The organism is Clostridium sp. FP2, assembly GCF_011065955.2.
In the GTDB taxonomy this organism is placed as follows: domain Bacteria; phylum Bacillota; class Clostridia; order Clostridiales; family Clostridiaceae; genus Clostridium_AD; species Clostridium_AD tagluense.
In genome coordinates, this window is record NZ_JAAMNI020000001.1 from 577673 (window position 1) to 596309 (window position 18637).

General features: G+C 30.4%; 15 protein-coding genes and 1 other RNA gene. 14 read left to right on the forward strand and 2 right to left on the reverse strand.

Annotated features, from left to right (window positions below; all coding sequences use genetic code 11):
• Positions 1-60: 60 nt before the first annotated feature.
• From G9F71_RS02800 to G9F71_RS02830, 7 genes are all read left to right on the forward strand, one after another.
• Positions 61-1176 carry a LolA family protein gene (locus G9F71_RS02800; RefSeq protein WP_164950977.1) on the forward strand — a complete coding sequence of 372 codons (1116 nt, stop codon included), beginning with the start codon at positions 61-63 and terminating at the stop codon, positions 1174-1176.
• Positions 1177-1311: 135 nt separating this feature from the next.
• Positions 1312-2019, forward strand: coding sequence for a response regulator transcription factor (locus tag G9F71_RS02805; protein WP_164950976.1), 708 nt, complete (start codon positions 1312-1314; stop codon positions 2017-2019).
• Positions 2016-3461, forward strand: coding sequence for a sensor histidine kinase (locus tag G9F71_RS02810; protein ID WP_164950975.1), 1446 nt, complete (start codon positions 2016-2018; stop codon positions 3459-3461). Before G9F71_RS02805 ends, G9F71_RS02810 begins: the two co-directional genes overlap by 4 nt.
• 40 nt (positions 3462-3501) lie before the next feature.
• On the forward strand, positions 3502-4212 hold the full coding sequence (locus tag G9F71_RS02815) for an ATP-binding cassette domain-containing protein (RefSeq protein WP_164950974.1): 711 nt from the start codon (positions 3502-3504) through the stop codon (positions 4210-4212).
• Positions 4205-5812 (forward strand): hypothetical protein, encoded by a 1608-nt coding sequence (locus tag G9F71_RS02820; RefSeq protein WP_164950973.1) that lies wholly within the window; start codon positions 4205-4207, stop codon positions 5810-5812. Before G9F71_RS02815 ends, G9F71_RS02820 begins: the two co-directional genes overlap by 8 nt.
• 115 nt (positions 5813-5927) lie before the next feature.
• On the forward strand, positions 5928-6452 hold the full coding sequence (locus tag G9F71_RS02825; protein WP_164950972.1) for a hypothetical protein: 525 nt from the start codon (positions 5928-5930) through the stop codon (positions 6450-6452).
• Between the two features lie 72 nt (positions 6453-6524).
• Positions 6525-7259 (forward strand): Fic family protein, encoded by a 735-nt coding sequence (locus G9F71_RS02830; RefSeq protein ID WP_164950971.1) that lies wholly within the window; start codon positions 6525-6527, stop codon positions 7257-7259.
• A 102-nt stretch (positions 7260-7361) separates the two neighbouring features.
• On the opposite strand, the gene G9F71_RS02835 is transcribed toward G9F71_RS02830, so the two are convergent.
• Positions 7362-8642, reverse strand: a complete 1281-nt coding sequence (locus G9F71_RS02835) for a LysM peptidoglycan-binding domain-containing protein (protein WP_164950970.1) — start codon at positions 8640-8642, stop codon at positions 7362-7364.
• 458 nt (positions 8643-9100) lie between these two features.
• Here G9F71_RS02835 and G9F71_RS02840 point away from each other — a divergent pair, with 458 nt between their 5' ends.
• Together G9F71_RS02840 and G9F71_RS02845 are read left to right on the forward strand one after the other, a co-directional pair.
• Positions 9101-10450, forward strand: a complete 1350-nt coding sequence (locus G9F71_RS02840; protein ID WP_164950969.1) for a glucose-6-phosphate isomerase — start codon at positions 9101-9103, stop codon at positions 10448-10450.
• 4 nt (positions 10451-10454) lie between these two features.
• On the forward strand, positions 10455-10895 hold the full coding sequence (locus tag G9F71_RS02845) for a YaiI/YqxD family protein (RefSeq protein ID WP_164945233.1): 441 nt from the start codon (positions 10455-10457) through the stop codon (positions 10893-10895).
• Between the two features lie 226 nt (positions 10896-11121).
• Here G9F71_RS02845 and G9F71_RS02850 read toward each other — a convergent pair whose 3' ends face one another.
• A complete protein-coding gene (locus tag G9F71_RS02850) occupies positions 11122-11301 on the reverse strand; it encodes a hypothetical protein (protein WP_164950968.1) in 180 nt (59 codons plus the stop codon).
• A 290-nt stretch (positions 11302-11591) separates the two neighbouring features.
• Here G9F71_RS02850 and G9F71_RS02855 point away from each other — a divergent pair, with 290 nt between their 5' ends.
• The 5 genes from G9F71_RS02855 to ssrA all read left to right on the forward strand — a co-directional run bounded on the left by G9F71_RS02855 (position 11592) and on the right by ssrA (position 18421).
• On the forward strand, positions 11592-13589 hold the full coding sequence (locus G9F71_RS02855) for a triple tyrosine motif-containing protein (RefSeq protein WP_224626595.1): 1998 nt from the start codon (positions 11592-11594) through the stop codon (positions 13587-13589).
• Between the two features lie 122 nt (positions 13590-13711).
• Entirely contained in the window at positions 13712-14428 is a 717-nt protein-coding gene (locus tag G9F71_RS02860; RefSeq protein WP_164950966.1) for a pseudouridine synthase, read from the forward strand.
• 501 nt (positions 14429-14929) lie between these two features.
• On the forward strand, positions 14930-17122 hold the full coding sequence (gene rnr / locus G9F71_RS02865; RefSeq protein WP_164950965.1) for a ribonuclease R: 2193 nt from the start codon (positions 14930-14932) through the stop codon (positions 17120-17122).
• Between the two features lie 252 nt (positions 17123-17374).
• Positions 17375-17842, forward strand: coding sequence for an SsrA-binding protein SmpB (gene smpB / locus G9F71_RS02870; RefSeq protein ID WP_125005746.1), 468 nt, complete (start codon positions 17375-17377; stop codon positions 17840-17842).
• 226 nt (positions 17843-18068) lie between these two features.
• Positions 18069-18421, forward strand: a transfer-messenger RNA (tmRNA) gene (gene ssrA, locus G9F71_RS02875).
• Positions 18422-18637: the final 216 nt, after the last annotated feature.

Consider the following 18637-nt stretch of genomic DNA (forward strand, 5'->3'; position numbering starts at 1 on the left):
ACGCGAACCCCTGATGGATATGTAAAATTAATTTATATAATTAGAAAAGGGGAGATTATTATGAGTAAGAAGAAGATTATGACTATGTTTATCGGAGCAGCACTTGTAGCATCAATATTTACAGGTTGCAGCCTTAAAGGGGATGTATTAATACCAGAAGACGTAATAACAAATGTAATGAAAGCAAATGAGAAAACTAAGTCTTATTATGGAGAATTTAAAATGGATAGCTACGAAAATGACAAGCTAAAAGAAAGCATGCGTTTTAAACAATGGAATGATAACTCTAGCGGTAAAATAAAAACACGTATAGAAACAGAGGATAAGACCTCAGGAAAAGTTGTAACCACAAATGATGGAGATAAACTTATATCCTATACGCAAAAAGATAAAAAAGCGATTAGTATGAAAATAGGTGCTGAGTTAGATCAAAGTGCAAATGCAAATTATAAGGATCAATTAATTAGTCAACTGGGAAATATAAGTAAAACACACGGGTTAACTTTAAAAGGAGAAGAGAATATTGGAAGCTTTAAAACCTATCATGTTTCAGCAGTGCCAAAAGAAAAAAATAGTATTATGGGAAATCAAGATTATTGGATAGAAAAGTCAAACTGGTTTTTAGTGAAAGCTTCTTCAGAGATTGGAAATAACAAATCAATTTTAGAATATACAAAACTGGATTTCTCACCTAAATTGGAGGCTAGTTTATTTGTACAAAAGCTCCCAACTGATGTTAAGGTTGAAAGTATAGATGATATTGCAAAAAACAATGAAACTACTATAGATTTAAAGCAGGCTGATAAAATAGCAGGAAAACCCCTATTACACATGAAAGAAAATGCATCTTATAAGTTAAAAGAGGTTAAGTATTTAAATATTGAAAAAACCAAGCATAAAGAAATAAATCAAATTTACGAAAAAGATGGAGCTGTAGCCTTTACTTTAACTACCGTAATGGATGGTAATAAAAAGACTGATAGCAATGAAGAAAATTTAAAAGTACCAGGTGAAAAGGAAATAAGTATAAGAGGTAAAAAAGCATCAGTTATGGAGTCTATTAAATGCATGTGGTGGAGTGAAAATGATCTTAATTATAGTATATTTATGGATAATCCAAAACTTACCATGGAAGATGCTAAAAAATTAGTGGAAGGTTTAGTGCTTACAAATTAATAAAAAACATTACATGTACAACACTTGTACATGTAATGTTTTTTTATCAATGAATTTAAAAGGTAATCATACCCTATAAATAGATATAAAATGGTATAATATTGTATATATAAGCATTTTATGGAGGAATAACATATGAAAGAAAAAATATTAATAGTTGAAGACGATGAGGCTATTGCTAGCATAATTAAAGAGCATTTGCTAAAAGAAAATTACGAAGTAATATGGTCGTCTACAGGTAAAGAAGGGCTAGAAGATTTTAAGAAAGAGGAATTTCAGCTAGTTATGGTAGATGTTATGCTTCCGGAAATGGACGGATTTACCTTGTGTAAAAACATACGATGGCTAAATGAAGATGTACCAATAATAATTGTTAGTGCAAAACAAACAGATTTAGATAAGGTAAAGGGACTAAAATCAGGTGCAGATGACTATATGACAAAGCCTTTTAGCCTTATGGAGATATCTGCTAGAATCGAAGCTCATTTAAGAAGAAATAGGAAAAGAGAAAACAGTATCCCATTAGATAGAAAATTAGAATTTAATAAAGGGTTAACAATAATTCTAGAAGATAATAGAGTAATGCTTGAAGACTATGAAATATCCTTAACTTCAAAAGAATTTGATATTTTGCTTTTAATGGCTCAAAACCCCAATAAAGTATTTTCAAAAGAAGACCTTTATAAGCATATATGGAAAAATATTGACGTAAAGGGCAATAATACTGTTACTGTGCACATTAAAGCTCTTAGAGAAAAAATAAAAGATAATATAAAAAATCCAACATATATTCAGACCATATGGGGGACTGGGTATAAATTTATAGGAGAGCGCAACATATGAAACTGAAAAAATGGCTTAGTCTATCTCATTTAGTTGTAATGTTAGCACCAATAATTACTGCTGCATTATTGTTTAAGTTTATCATAGATTACAATAAAAATAATGATTTAAAAGATTATTTACTCATTATGAGTAAATTTAAAGTTTATGAAGATAAAATACAAAGCCCTGAAATATACAATTTAAACTTAGTAAAAGATAGAGAATTTGTAACAAGTAAAGAGAAAAATTCAGTGCTAATAGAATTATATAATGATGCAGGAGCAGAAATATATAATTCTAATAAAAGTAATATGTTCTATAGTTCAAAACAAGAATTGTACTCTGATTTGTACAAGGTTGTTACTGGGTATAAGGCTTATACCTTGAAAAAACCAGTATTTGTGGATAGTGATTTAATAGGATTTTATAAAATTACTATTGCAAGAAATAGTTTTGTTAAGGAAGTAAACAATAAAACCATAATTGCAATAATCTGTTTCATAGCTGTACTTATGATAATTTATGTAGTAGTAATATTATTACTTAATAGAAAATTTAATAAACCTATAAAACTCTTAGTAGAGGGAATGAATAATTTTGCCACAGGAGAGGGTAATACAGTTAAATATGAAAACAAGGATGAGATAGGTGAAATAATCGCCAATTTTAATAGCATGAAAAAAGATATAGAAGATAAAAGGAAAACTATAGAAACACAGCAAAAAACAAAGGAATATATGATTTCTGCAATATCCCATGATCTAAAAACCCCTTTGACAGCTATAAGAGCTTATTCAGAAGCCATTATTAATGAAAAGGATTTAGATATGGTGAAAATTAAAAATAAAGCCTCAGTTATATTAAATAAAAGTGATTACATGAAAAAAATGATAGATGATCTATTAATGTACAACCTACTAACTACAGATTACGAAATGAATTTTGTGGAGGTTGAAGGTCATGAACTTTTTGAAATGCTCTTTTCGGGCTACGCTGAGGATTGTGAAAAAAATGAAATTAAGCTTAGCACCGAAATAAGTCTTCAGGGTAAATGTATGGTGGATGTAAGCCAGATGACAAGAGTGGTGGATAATTTAATGTCTAATGCTCTAAGATACACTCCTAAAAATGGACATATTTATATGGGTGCACTTTCAATGAAGGATAAAAATCTTACACAATGGCTTAGCCATAAGGATATTGAGGAGATAAAGCTCCATAAAAATGAAGGGTGTATACTTTTAATTAAAAATGAAGGTGTGTGCATTTCAAAAGAGGATAAAAATAAAGTGTTTTTACCTTTTTATCAGGGTGATGACTCTAGAAGCAAAAAAGCAAGCACTGGTGTGGGCCTGGGCCTTAGTATTGTTAATTTGGTAATAGAAAGGCATGAAGGCGAAGTCATGATATTTTCAGAGGGTAATAGTACAATTTTTGCTTGCTGGATTCCACAAAAATAAAATAAAAAAATAAGGTAAAGCAATGAGGAGGAATAATAAAATGAAATTAGTTCTTAAAGATATAGAAAAAAATTATGGGGAGAAACAGGTGCTAAAAAAAGCATCTTATACCTTTGAAAAAGGGAAAATATATGGACTACTAGGACGAAATGGGGCAGGTAAGACCACTCTTTTTAACTGTATCAGTGGGGAACTTAAATACGAAAGTGGTAGTGTGAGTATTATGGAAGAGGGACAAGCTATTCAGGGAATAGATTACAAAAAAGTAGGATATGTTTTTTCAGAACCCGTACTACCAGAGTTTTTAACAGGATATGAGTTTTTGAAATTTTATATTGATATTAATAAAGATAAGATTGAAAACTTACTTACCATAGATGAGTATTTTGATATTATAAAGATTAAAGATGAAGACAGATATCGTTTGATGAAGGGATATTCTCATGGAATGAAAAATAAAATGCAGATGGTTTGCCTTTTAATTACTAAACCTCCTGTGATTTTGCTAGATGAACCCTTAACTTCTTTCGATGTGGTGGTGGCACTAGAAATCAAGAATTTGTTAAAGGAAATGAAAAGTGAGCACATTATTATTTTTTCCACCCATATTCTTCAACTGGCTACAGATTTATGTGATGAAATATTGGTTTTAAATAATTGCATTTTAGAAGAAGTGGATAGCGAGATTCTAAAAAGTGCTGAATTTGAAGAGAGGATTATGGAAATTTTGAAGGAGGAAGGTAATGATTAATACATTTATAAATAGTTTTAAGGTGTCTTTTGTAGAGCGGGCTAATACCTTTATATATTTCCTTAAAAGGATACCCCTTTTAGGAAAAAAGATTCCTGATAATATATATAAAAGAACTCATGCTAAAATAGTTATAGGAGTTATACGTGAAATTTTAGGGGCGCTTGGTGGATTTTTAGGCAAGGTTGCTTATTTGGGAATAATGATTATTCTACCCGCCTATTTAATGACTAAGGACATAGCAAAGATGCAACCAATTTTTCTACATATATTTTTCTTTTTAAGCTTTCTTTCGGCACCACTTATTAAAACTATAATTTTTGAGAAAACCAACAAATCGGCCTTTAATATGATAACCTTAATGAGGGCTGATGCAAGAGAATACTACCTTGGGGAAATAATATATAGAAATATAAAAGATTTTATATACTTTGTCCTTCCAGTAATAATTATAGGTTTAATAATAGGATTTTCACCCTTAAAAGCTGTAGTGCTTGTAGTTGAATTAATAGCTTTTATATTGATTGGAGAGTGGGTGCAACTTTTTATATATGATAAGATAGGAGTGGTGTTATCACATAAATGGTTATTTATGTCGGTAGTAATTATTTGTGGACTTGCCCTTGCCTATGCATTGCCATTATTAGGACTTACTATTGATTTTAATCCAATATTATTTAATATTTTTGTGGTGATTACTGTATTAGGACTAGGTGTGGTAGCTTTTACATACCTATGGAGATATAGGAAATATACACCAATAGCAAAAACTTTATTAACTAAGGATAATTTATTTAATAAAGAGGCTTTTAAAACAGATATGAATTTTGGAAATGTGAAATTAGATGAAAAGAAAATGAGCAAGGAAGACTTAAACACAAAGAAATATAACAAGAAGCAGGGGTATGAATATTTAAACTCATTATTTTTTCTTCGCTTTAGAAGAATAATGGTAGGACCTATACAGGGAAGAGTTATTTTCATAGGTATTGTATTTTTAATAGGTATGTTTTTGGTGTTTTTTATGCCAAGTAAAAAGGGGAATATGGTCATGGAAATTAAAAAAAGTATTCCCATGTTGGTATTTATAATGTATAGCATGTCAACGGGAGAAAGAATTTGCAAGGCTATGTTTTACAATTGTGATGCAAGTTTATTAAGATATGGTTATTATCGAGAAGCAAATGTGATTTTAGCAAATTTCACTTCAAGGCTTAAGAGGGTAGTTATTCTTAACTTGATACCAGCTTTAACTTTATGCCTTGCTATAGCTTGTATTATTTTAGCTAGTGGTTATAGTTCAGAGCTTATTTACATGATGCCATTATTTTTGTGTGTAATTTGCTTAGCTTGCTTCTTCTCTATACATCATTTGTTTATGTACTATGTGTTGCAACCCTATACAGCACAATTAACCGTAAAAAGCCCATTATTTAAGTTCGTAAACATGGTGGTTTATATGGCTAGCTATATATGTCTTCGAATTAAGACGCCACCATATTATTTTACAGCAGGGGTTATTATAACAACTATTGTATATATGGTGGTTGCACTCATTTTAACCTATAGAGTAGCTCCAAGAACATTTAAGTTGAAATAGATATTCCTAAGAAAATGGGAAAGAATACTTACTTTATTATCCTATAAGGAATTATTAATTAAATCTACGAATATAAGTTATATATATCAAATGTATAAGGAGATTTAAGTAGATAATGAGAGGTAAGAGGTTTGCTCCATCAGGTATAATTCTAAAAAATAAAATTATAATAATCACTTTTCTAATTATATTGATAATATTATTAAGATTTCTATATTTTTACGGAAAGAATAAAGCATTAAGTGCAATACCTAAAGATGGTAATATGAAATTTACGGTTCAATTTTTTAGTGCAAATTTAATACAAAATAATAGCGTGGGCAACAAGTGGAGTTATGAAGTAAAAATTAATGGTAAAAAGATTAAAGAAGGTAGAAAAATAAATATAACAGCCACAGCCAATGATAAAATAAGTTTTAGTGCAAGTGCAAAAGAACATGACTTCGTACCAGACAAAGGAGATGGAAGTATAAGTGTAAATGTTAAGGAGCTAAAGTTAACTGAAAAAAATACATACCTAATTGATATTACAGTTGCCGAAAATAAAGGCATATACACAGGAAATACAGCTATATGGAAGTTTAATTTTAGTGTTATAAGGAAAGTAAGTCTTTCAGATATAGTAAAAAATATATTTTAGGATATAATATAAATAGTGAACATTAATGAGCTGGTAAAAGAAACAATTTATAATATAGACCGGGGGTAAATTATGTTTAAACAAATAGATGAGAAAAAGGTACTATTAGATGACAGAAGACCATTAAATGGCAATGCTATAGACAATTTGAAAAAGTATTTTGATGTACAACTTACATATAATTCAAATGCTATAGAAGGAAATACCCTAACAATTACAGAAACTAAAGTGATTTTAGAAGAGGGACTAACCATAGGAAGAGGCAAGAGTTTACGTGAGCATCTAGAGGTAATAAATCATAAAGAAGCAATAGATTATATAGAGGATATAGTGAGTAAGAACATAAATATATCAGAAAGAGTTATAAAAGATTTGCACTATATAATATTAAAAAGTATAGATAATAAAAATGCTGGAGAATATAGAAAAACAAATGCTTTAATTAGTGGTAGTGAGCATAGACCAGTGGAACATTTCTTAATTCATGAAAGAATGGAAGAATTGATCAATTGGTATAGTGAAAATAAAAATAAATTACACCCAATCTATTTGGCTGCTGAATTTCATTTCAAATTTGTATATATTCATCCGTTTATTGATGGCAATGGAAGATCAGCTAGGTTACTTATGAATTTAATTTTAATGAGTAATGGATATCCTATCACCGTTATAAAAGCAGAGAATAGAGACATTTATATGAAAGCATTAGAAAAAGCTAGCACACAGAGTGATATTAGCGAATTTGTAGATATAGTATCAGAAGCTGTGGATAGAAGCTTTGATACATATCTTTATATAACATCGTAACATGAGTATTTTTTCTTAGATTATGATAACAAGAGGATATATTGCGTAAGATGCATTTCTAGCGATATATCCTTTTAGTTATAGCATAATCTAAGAAAAACTCTAAAGTAATTTTTTTATATCAAATAGTGAATTTTGAACCAGCCAAGCTTGAGGGAAGTATTTTCCGATGGTCCAGTAGCTAACTCCGCCTAAATTATATGCATTAGCTGTTCTAAGTTTAGCGTTCATACTCCGAGCATCTTCGAACCAAACTACATGTCTTTTTCCATTAGCATCGTAATAGTTAAAGAATGGCGCTTGAGAAGTATAGTCATATTGAATAGATGCAAATACTTTTCTTGCAAGATCTACTGCTTCTACATTACCAAGTGCAGTTGCTTTAGTTCCTTTTACATAAGGCAGCGTCCAATCATAGCCATAATTAGGTATGCCCATAAATATTTTTTTGCTTGGAATTACTGTTACAGCATAATCAAGGATTTTTTTTACTTCATTAATTGGAGCTACAGCCATTGGTGGACCTGCTGTATATCCCCACTCATAAGTCATAAGTATGACATGGGATGCTATTGCACCATGGAATGGATAGTCATGAGCTTCATAAAGTAATCCCTTTATATCACCATTGGGTTTAGGAGCTAAAGCGGTAGTAACAATATAGCCTAAGGGCTTTAGTTTGTCTACTGTTTTGCGTAAAAAATTATTGTAGTTTTGCTTATCCTCTGGGTAGATATATTCTAGATCTATAGCTAAACCATAATAATTTTTGGTTTTTAATATATCAATTATGTTATCCAATAGTGTATTTTGAATTTTTTCATCTGTAAGTATAATATGGGCTAGGTCACTATCAAATCCTCCGCCCTCTTTTAAATTTGTAATTACCATCATAGGAGCTACTTTAGCTTTTCTAGCAGCCTCGATTAAAGGAACATCATTTATGCCTTTTAAAGTCCCATTAGCTAATATCTGATAACTAAATATACTAAGATAAGTGAGACTAGGAAGAGTTTTTACAAGAACATCCATATCTGTACTAGGAAGAGCATAGCCATTAACTTCAAGGGAACCTAATTTTTGCGTAGATGGAGGTATAATAATAATTTCACCAGGATAAATTAGTGTATAGTTTGTAAGGTTAGGATTTGCATGGATTAAATTTGAAACAGTTACACCATACATTTTAGCTATCATGTAAAGAGATTGACCAGGAAGGACTTTATGTGACCTCGCAGCCTGAAGTATTACAAGGGTTTGACCTACTACAAGGTCATTTGGGTTTGTAAGTTCATTATCAGAAGCAATTTTATTATATGAAACTCCATATAATTTAGAAATTTCATATAAACTTTCTCCGCTTTTTACAACATGAATAATCAAAAAAATCACACCTCATATAATAATATAATTTAATATATGCAACAGCATGCAATGAAGTACATCCTATATTATTTTTAATTTAATATGTGCAAAAATTATTAGAATAAATAAAACATTCACAGAAAATACTAAAGCTAGTAAGTAGAGTGAATATTTAATTATGAGATTTTTTTAAAATTCAATTTTATAGTGTTTCACAAATTACAATAGCATAATATGTTATAAATACTAAATTATATTTAAAAACTTGATTTATTTAACCGAATAAACTAGAATTATTGTATGTTATTTTAACAAGTTAACCTATAAGCCAGGCAACTGCTAGCTGTCCTAAAGGGATACCGGTTGTACGCCCAATTTTATAAAAGTTTATAGATTTTATATACTAAATGAAAAAATAAAGAGCAAAACAATTATTGGTTGTTTTGATTTCAAGAGACAAACAAGGAGGAATATTAATGGAAAAGATTTTATCTTTAGATTTAAGCAAAACAGTTCCCTATTTAGGTGAACATGAAGTTTCTTATTTTCAACCAATGGTATCTACTGCGCACAAAATGCTTAGTGATAAAACAGGCCCAGGAAATGATTTTTTAGGCTGGATAGACCTTCCTGTAAATTATGATAAATCAGAATTTGATAGAATTAAAAAGGCAGCACAAAAAATAAGAGATAATTCTGAAGTCTTAATAGTAATTGGAATAGGTGGATCTTACCTAGGAGCAAGAGCTGCTATTGAAGCATTATCTCATAGCTTTTATAACAGTCTTTCAAACGAAAAAAGAAAATCTCCGGCAATATTTTTTGCTGGAAACAATATAAGCTCTACATATATGGCAGATTTACTTGACGCTGTAGAGGGAAAAGATATTTCAGTGAATGTAATATCAAAATCAGGAACTACTACAGAGCCAGCTATTGCTTTTAGAATATTTAAAGAATTATTAGAAAAGAAATATGGAAAAGCAGGAGCAAAAGAAAGAATTTTTGCTACTACGGATAAATCCAAAGGAGCTCTAAAAAAATTAGCAGATGCAGAAGGCTACGAAACTTTTGTAATTCCAGATGATATAGGCGGAAGATTTACAGTGCTAACACCTGTAGGATTACTTCCAATAGCAGTAGCAGGTATAGACATTGATAAGATGATGAAGGGTGCAGCGGATGCTAGGGAAGTATACAGCGTTGAAGATATAAATAACAACGATTGTTATAAATATGCAGCAGCTAGAAATGCGCTATATAGAAAAGGCAAGGTTACAGAAATCTTAGTTAACTATGAGCCAGCACTTCAATATTTTGGAGAGTGGTGGAAACAGCTTTATGGCGAAAGTGAAGGAAAAGATCAAAAGGGAATATTCCCAGCGGCGGTTAATTTTTCTACAGATCTACATTCTATGGGACAATATATTCAAGAAGGTGTAAGAAATATATTTGAAACAGTTATAAATGTAGAAAAGCCAAGAATAGAAGTGGTAGTAAAAGAAGAAAGTGGAGATCTAGATGGATTGAACTTTTTAGCAGGTAAAACTATGGATTTTGTTAATAAAAAAGCATTCCAGGGAACAGTACTTGCTCATAATGATGGAGATGCACCTAATATTATTTTAAATATTCCAGCACTCACAGCATATAATTTTGGATATATGGCTTATTTCTTTGAAAAATCTTGTGCAGTAAGCGGATATTTATCAGGGGTTAATCCTTTTGATCAACCAGGAGTAGAAGCATACAAGAAGAATATGTTTGCTCTTCTTGGAAAATCAGGATATGAAGATATTAAAGCAGAACTAGAAAAAAGGCTTTAGAAAAATGAGAATTATTGTTGATGCAGATGGGTGCCCTGGAAAAAATCTAATAGAAAAAGCAGCTATAGAGCACTCTATAGAGCTCATTATGTATTGCGACATTAATCATGTTTTAAATAGTGATTATGCGCAAATAAGGTATGCGGATAGTGGGTTTCAAAGTGTTGATATGAAAGTGGCTAATGAAGCAAAATCTAAGGATATAATAATTACTCAAGACTTTGGAGTTGCCGCTATGGTTTTAGCTAAAGGAGCCTATGCTATGGGACCTAAAGGACATATCTATGATGATGATAACATTGATAAGCTATTATTTGAAAGGCATATGTCTGGTAAAGTAAGACGTAGTGGAGGTAAAACCTTTGGTCCTAAAAAAAGAACATCAGAAGATGATGAAAGGCTTTATCACAATTTAATTAAATTGATTTTAAAAGCACAATCATAGCAGTAAAATGATTGCTATATAACATTTGAAATATACAAACATAGCCAGTAACTGCGGCTATTAGACATGTTAAAGGTTATTTTAGAGGACTAAACAATTCATAATTGTTTAGTCCTCTAAAACTTTCAAGTGTTTAACAGAATTTCAGATGATGATTTAACTTAGGTAATGCATGATTAAAGTCACAAGAGTGCAGGTGAATTTTTCAAATGGTCATAAAAAATAATTAATCTGCGGTATTCATATCTTTCATATCGATGTTGTCTTTGATAGATTCAGGATATAGGGAAGCGTTATTTACCTGCTCTAGCATAGGATAACCAGCCTTATTGCTTTTATCAATAGTTATGTCTTCTTTTTTGTAAGGATAATTTGGATTATAATGATCTAGTTTTTTGTGGGTCATAATATCTCTCCTTTCAACAATTATTAAAAATAATTTACGGTTATAATAGTTTTACCCTATTAATAAATATTATAATAACAATATCAGTACCATAAAAAATTATAAAATTTGTAATATTATTATTTTAAATTAAAATCATAAGTATTTATGTCATTAAATAAAAGAAAAAAAAGAAAGTAAATGCTGTTACAAATTATGGAATCATAGTATAATATACCAATATAGAGGAAGATTTAAAAAAATCCATTGTGTAGCTTATTTATAAAGGTAGGTGAACTTGAGTGAATGAAATGAATATATTGTTTAACATAGAAAATCCTGAAGAAGAACATAAAGAAATTGTAGTAAGCATTGAAAATGAAATAGAAGATAATCTGGACTACAAATTTCTTATAGGAATGGAAGGTACGTGGACTACTTTAAAGGAATTAAGTGCAACTACTTCCGTTCTATGGAAACCGGAAGCAGATGCTAAGTATTCAATAATGGTACAAGCTAAAAGAAAAGAAAGCAAAAAAGCTTTTGATTTTATGTCGAAAACCGAATATGTAGTTGGCAATTTTTATGAAAAGTTAATAAGTGATATTTACATAGACAAAAAAGAAATAATGGTAGGTGAAAAAGTCACCTTAACAGTAGAGACAAAGCAGGTTCCTATTATGTATAGGTATTGGATACGTAAAAATGGAAATTGGCTACTTATAAAGGATTATTCATCAGAAAATGTAATGACTTGGGCTTCAAAATATTCTGGAGAGCAAGAATTTTTGGTAGAATGCAAGAATTTAGATTCTAAAAATATTTTTGATGACTTTATGAAAATACAATTCACTGTAAAATCTGTGCAACCCTTAGAAATTATGAAATTTAAATGTTTGACCGAAGATTTGCTTTCAGGTAGGGAACTAGTTTTTGACGTAGAGGCAAGCCATGAGGACAGCAGAATGATTTTATACAAATTTGTAAAAATTAATCCTGAAGGGGATAGTAAATGCATACAAGATTATTCAACTAAAAAATTAGTTAGTTATGTTGAAGAAGATATGGGAAGTTATAAGCTATTATGCATGGCAAAGGATATGTATTCACTTCATGAGTTTGATGATAGAGCATTGATTCATTATACCGTAAAGCCTTATGAAGAAATAGATATACAAAGTTTTACTAGTGATTTAAGTTCTCCACAACTATGCGATACTCCTATTAATTTGAGATGTATTGCTAGAGGTGGGAAAGAATTATTGTACAAATTTAAAATCAATGGAAAGTGCATAGAGGATTCAGGTTATATTAGAAAAAATAATTATATATGGACACCAAGTGAAGCAGGAGAATATAAAGCTTGCTTGTGGGTTAAGGACTCATCTTTTGAAGGAGAATATGAGAAGAGTGTTTGTTTAGACTTTATGATTGATGATATAGGAAATACAAATGTTATTATTGATGATATAATTTTGGATAAGAAAAATCCTGTACTAATAAATGAAGTTGTTCATGTAAAAGTTAAAGCAACAGGAGGAACTTCTCTAAGATATGGTTTTTCGATTTTTGAGAATGATACTGAAATAGAAAGAATTGAATTTGGGACACACGATTTTGCAGATTTTACTCCAGGAAAAAGCGGTAAATTCAAATTAGAGGTAAGAGTAAAAGATAAATACTCTAAAAGAGAATTCGATTGCCACGCAGTGGTATATATTGAGGCTTTGGTGTGTATTCCAGCTAAAATAGACTATATTTTAATGCCCACACGAGAATATTATATGGTAGGGGATACTATTGCACTGGAAGTAATATCTGAAAACACAAGAAATACCCTTGTGAATTATATTTTGAAAATAAATGGTCATTTAGTGGAACAAACAAACTTTGTGCAGCATAAGAATTACGAGCTTAAACCAAAATCTAGTGGAAATTATTTAATAGAGCTTAGGGCGAAAAATAAAGCTAGCATAGAGGAATATGATTGTATGAAGGAAATAAAAATACAAGTACATGAGACATTACCTATAACAGATACAAGGATTTTATGCGATAAGACAAATTTTAAGGCCAATGAAGCAATAACATTTGTAACGGAAAACCTGGGAGGCAGAGATGTCGTATATGAGTTTTATCTTATGGAAAAGGAGGAATGGACCTTAGCACAAAGATTTAGCAAGAAAAATGATTATACATTTATGCCCTTTACTAAAGGAATGTATAAAGTGCTGGTATTATCAAAAAATTTTTATAAGAGTATTTCATATGAAGATTATGATATAATGGAGATAGAAGTATTAGAATAAAGTTAAAACAGCTTTTCAAGGCTGTTTTTTTTATGAGAAAAGGGTTTATAATAATTGTATATAATAATTATTTTATATGTTTTACTATTGGTTTTAAGAAACAGTTGAGGAGATGAATTTATATGGAAAGAATAGACAAAGTATTGTCAAATTTAGGTCATGGAACAAGAAAAGAAGTAAAGGGATTATTAAAAAAAGGAAAAGTAGAGATTGATGGAATTATAGCTTCAGATAGTGCTATGAAGATTGATCCGGATAAGGCTGTAATAAAGGTATCTGGTGAAGAAATTAAATATAGGAAACACATATATTTAATTATGAATAAGCCAGCGGGTGTTGTTTCTGCTACTGTAGATAATCATGATGAAACTGTAATTGATTTGTTAGATGAGCAGTACCATTCCTTTAAGCCATTCCCTATAGGCAGGCTTGATAAAGATACAGTGGGATTACTACTAATTACTAATGATGGGGAGTTAAATCATAAATTAATAGCACCTAAGAATCATGTAGATAAAGTGTATTATGCTGAAATTAATAAATTTATAGATGAAAAGGATATTTCCACCTTTAAGAATGGTGTTGTAATAGATGACGGATATAAATGTATGCCAGCAATACTAGAAGTATTAAGTGCAAATGAGAATGGATCAGAAGTAATGGTTACTATTCAGGAAGGTAAATTTCATCAGGTAAAAAGAATGTTTGAAAGTGTAAATAAAAAAGTTGTATTTTTAAGAAGAATTAGTTTTGGACCATTAAAATTAGATGAAAGTTTATCAGAAGGACAATATCGAGAATTATCAGAAGAAGAAATAAACTCATTAAAACAGGTTTAATGACATTTTATAATATAATAATATAGGGTTAAAATGAATAAAATATGAATAAAATGTCGCCATTTTAAAAAATATTTACAATAAAATCTCAAAAAAACCTTGCAAACTTTAGTTAAGTTTAATATAATTAAAGAGTAAAGATAAATAGAGAGATAAATAGCCCCCTTTTTATTTATTATAAAACAGCCCAACCCCAAGGGCTGTTTTATTTTGCAAAAAAAGTCGATTTCTGAGAAGAAATGTTTATACATAGTATTACGACAAAACGCTCACATTAAATAAAACTATTTAATGTGGGCATTTTTTATTGGGAAATGGGGAAGTATATAATCATATAGTATATACTAGATGTATTTTTTGGATTATAATAAAAGTAACAAATATAGAATTAGAGTTATAATTAACCATAATAATTAGTTAAAACTAAAGCTATAATGAATATTATTCAGGAATAATTTAAAAAATAAATTAATACAGAAAATTATATAGGAGGAAAATCTTATGGATATAAAAGAAACACTAATAAGCTTTATGACAGAACAAGCATACAAGCCCATGAACATAGCGGAATTATCTAAAGTATTTAGTATTAAAAAAGCAAACATGAAAGACTTTACTAAACTATTATCTGAAATGGAAAAAGATGGTCAAATAGTTAAAACACGCACTGAGCATTATGGTATTCCAGAGAAGATGGGTATTGTAAGTGGTAAATTCCAAGGTCATCAAAGAGGTTTTGGATTTGTAATAGCGGACGAGGAAAGACCAGATATATTTATTCCAGCAGATAATGTGAATGGAGCAATGAATGGTGATAGAGTTCTTGCAAAGATTTTAAAAGAAGTAAACAATGGTAAGAAATGTGAAGGTGAGATTACAAGAATAATAGAAAGATCTAATAAAACAATAATAGGGACTTATGATGACAGCAAAAACTTTGGTTTTGTAGTAGCAGATGATAAGAGGATTGCTCAAGATATATTTATCCCTAAAGCAGAAAGAAATGGTGCAAAAACAGGTCAAATAGTAATAGCTGAAATAACTGAGTGGCCAGAACAAAGAAGAAATCCTGAAGGAAGAATTGTAGAGATTCTTGGAAATAAAGGGGATCAAGGTATAGACATATTAACTATAATTAAAAAACATAAGTTGCCAGAAGAATTTCCAGCAAAAGTTGAAGCCTTTGCAGACAATATAGTTGAAAAAATCCCAGAAGAAGAATATACGCGAAGAACAGATCTACGAGAACTGCAGATGGTAACTATAGATGGTGAGGATGCTAAAGATTTAGATGACGCTGTATCTATTGAGATTTTAGATAATGGCAACTATCGTTTAGGTGTTCATATAGCGGATGTTTCTCACTATGTTAAAGAAAAAAATCCACTGGACATAGAAGCTCTAAATAGAGCAACTTCAGTATATTTAATTGATAGGGTTATACCAATGCTTCCTAAAAAATTATCTAATGGAGTTTGTAGTTTAAACCCTAAAGTAGATAGGTTGGCTCTTAGTTGCTTTATGGAAATAGACAAGACTGGTAAAACTATAGATCATGAGATAGTAGAAACCATTATAAAAACTAATGAAAGAATGACTTATACTGATGTTACAAAAATACTAAGAGATAAAGACGCAGAAGCAATCGAAAAATATGATTATTTATATGAAGATTTTAAACATATGGAAGATTTATGCGCCATTCTTAATAAAAAGAGAATGGGTAGAGGTGCTATAGATTTTGACTTTACTGAGTGTAAAATATTATTAAATGAATTTGGAAAACCTGTAGACATTGTTCCTTATGAAAGAGGAATTGCAAATAGAGTAATTGAGGAATTTATGCTAATTGCTAATGAAACTGTAGCTGAGCACATGTTCTGGCTTAATGTACCTTTTGTATATAGAATCCATGAGGATCCAGATGAAGAAAAGTTAATACATTTTAGTGAATTTGCACATAATTTAGGATACCCTATAAAGTGGGGAAAAGAGATACACCCTAGAATGCTTCAAGAAGTAATAGCAAAAGTAAAAGGTGAGAAAGAAGAAATGGTGCTAAGCACATTGTTACTTCGTTCTATGATGAAAGCAAAATATTCTCCAGAATGTAGCGGTCATTTTGGCTTGGCATCCAAATATTATTGTCACTTTACCTCACCAATTAGAAGATATCCAGACCTCATGATCCATAGGATAATTAAAGAGGTTATAAATGCAGGCTTAAGTGAAAAAAGAACAGAAAAATTAAGAAAAGAAGTAGAGATAGCATCAAAACAATCCTCAGATATGGAAAGAATAGCAATGGAAGCCGAAAGAGAAGTAGATGACTTAAAGAAAGCAGAATATATGAATGAAAGAATAGGTCAAGAATTTGACGGTATTATTTCTTCAGTGACTAATTTTGGATTGTTTATAGAACTTCCAAATACTATAGAAGGATTAGTTCATATGAGTAGCTTAGATGATGATTATTATGTTTTTGATGAAAGACATTTAACCCTTGTAGGTGAGAGAACTAAGAACATGTATAAATTGGGCGAAGAGGTAAGAATCATAGTTAGTAAAGTTGATTTAGCTTCTCATGAGGTTTATTTTGATATAATTAAAGAAGATAAAGATAAAGAAGAAAAAGAAGAAGAATATTCCGTTAAGGATTTAGATGAACTTATAAAAGATGATTCTACAAAGTAAAAGTACTGTATTGTAGAATAATTTAAAAATAAAAATACAGAAGAGGATTAACCTCCTCACTTGAGAAGGATTAATCTCCTCGAGTAGGAGAATTAATCTCCTCAAGTGAGGAGAATTAATTGCCTCTTCTGTTTATTATTTTAAAGAGCGATTTGTGAATCTACAGCCATGTAAACATAATCCACATTTTCTTGAAAAAGAATGGGTTATAGAGTATAATTATATATTAATAAGAATAAAGTAGGTGAGGTTATGGCAAAGGAAACAGGAAACAAAACACTAGTGGAAAATAGAAAAGCAAGACATGATTATTTTATAGAAGAAGCAATGGAAGCTGGAATAGAACTTGTTGGTACAGAAGTAAAGTCTATTAGAGCTGGAAAGGCAAATTTAAAAGATAGTTATGCAGATGTTATAAACGGTGAAGTATTTATAAAAAATATGCATATAAGTCATTATGAAAATGGGAACCAATTTAATGCTGATCCATTAAGAGTTAGAAGGTTATTACTTCATAAAGAACAAATAAATAGACTACAAGGATTTACATCACAAAAGGGGTTTACTCTAGTTCCATTATCTATTTATCTTAAAAATACTAAAGTGAAAGTTAATCTTGGTATTGTTCGCGGTAAGAAAGATTATGATAAGAGAGATGCTATGCTTGAAAAAGATGCCAAGAGAGATATGGCTAGGCAGTTCAAGGAAAGTATGAGATAATAAGCACTATTACACAAGAAATACATAATATTAGCACTTGATAAAGCTCCTAATATAGTGTATTATTAAGACATAGACAGCAAGGCAATAAAACATTAAAAACTAAAGTTTAATCCATTTACAAAAACACAAAAACAAAATAAATATAAAATTGCGTTATAAATATGCAATAGGATACACACATTATTGCATTGCAAGGGATTTGAATTAAATCTTTTGACAATACGGGGGCGTACTTGGTTTCGACGGGGGTACGTTGCATCGAGGAAGCGAGCCGAGGGAACCTATGGACCCGCGTAAAAAACTATAGGGACAATTTAAACGCAAACGATAATTTAGCACTAGCAGCTTAGTTCTGCTACGTCTTACCTTTGATTACCGCGACTTAGGATAGGGCGCCGACAGCGGTGAACCGAGTCTGGGAAAGCTTTGACCCAGAAACGGAAAATATGAAGCTACCAAAGCGTGAATCTCGTTAGTAAGAGTCACATAGAGGGAATGCTAAAGTACTAACTACGCTCGTAGATGCCTAGGTGTTATGGCTTTCGGACAGGGGTTCGACACCCCTCGCCTCCACCAGTAAAACCTTCGACTAATTAATAATTAGTCGGGGGTTTTCTTATGATTTAATTTAGTTGGATTAGAATGATGAAGTGTGAACTCGAAAAAGAAGACAAGAGCTTAAATGAATTATGTTTCCTCAGACTTAAAGTGTCTGTGGAAATTTTTTTTGCGACTTTTTATTATTGAAATAATCAAACTTATATTAACATAACAAAAATGTAATGTTAATGA

Coding starts and splice junctions, on each gene's coding strand:
- G9F71_RS02800 (WP_164950977.1), top strand. CDS start 61: ATGAGTAAGAAGAAGATTATGACTATGTTTATCGGAGCAGCACTTGTA.
- G9F71_RS02805 (WP_164950976.1), top strand. CDS start 1,312: ATGAAAGAAAAAATATTAATAGTTGAAGACGATGAGGCTATTGCTAGC.
- G9F71_RS02810 (WP_164950975.1), top strand. CDS start 2,016: ATGAAACTGAAAAAATGGCTTAGTCTATCTCATTTAGTTGTAATGTTA.
- G9F71_RS02815 (WP_164950974.1), top strand. CDS start 3,502: ATGAAATTAGTTCTTAAAGATATAGAAAAAAATTATGGGGAGAAACAG.
- G9F71_RS02820 (WP_164950973.1), top strand. CDS start 4,205: ATGATTAATACATTTATAAATAGTTTTAAGGTGTCTTTTGTAGAGCGG.
- G9F71_RS02825 (WP_164950972.1), top strand. CDS start 5,928: ATGAGAGGTAAGAGGTTTGCTCCATCAGGTATAATTCTAAAAAATAAA.
- G9F71_RS02830 (WP_164950971.1), top strand. CDS start 6,525: ATGTTTAAACAAATAGATGAGAAAAAGGTACTATTAGATGACAGAAGA.
- G9F71_RS02840 (WP_164950969.1), top strand. CDS start 9,101: ATGGAAAAGATTTTATCTTTAGATTTAAGCAAAACAGTTCCCTATTTA.
- G9F71_RS02845 (WP_164945233.1), top strand. CDS start 10,455: ATGAGAATTATTGTTGATGCAGATGGGTGCCCTGGAAAAAATCTAATA.
- G9F71_RS02850 (WP_164950968.1), bottom strand. CDS start 11,301: ATGACCCACAAAAAACTAGATCATTATAATCCAAATTATCCTTACAAA.
- G9F71_RS02855 (WP_224626595.1), top strand. CDS start 11,592: ATGAATATATTGTTTAACATAGAAAATCCTGAAGAAGAACATAAAGAA.
- G9F71_RS02860 (WP_164950966.1), top strand. CDS start 13,712: ATGGAAAGAATAGACAAAGTATTGTCAAATTTAGGTCATGGAACAAGA.
- rnr (WP_164950965.1), top strand. CDS start 14,930: ATGGATATAAAAGAAACACTAATAAGCTTTATGACAGAACAAGCATAC.
- smpB (WP_125005746.1), top strand. CDS start 17,375: ATGGCAAAGGAAACAGGAAACAAAACACTAGTGGAAAATAGAAAAGCA.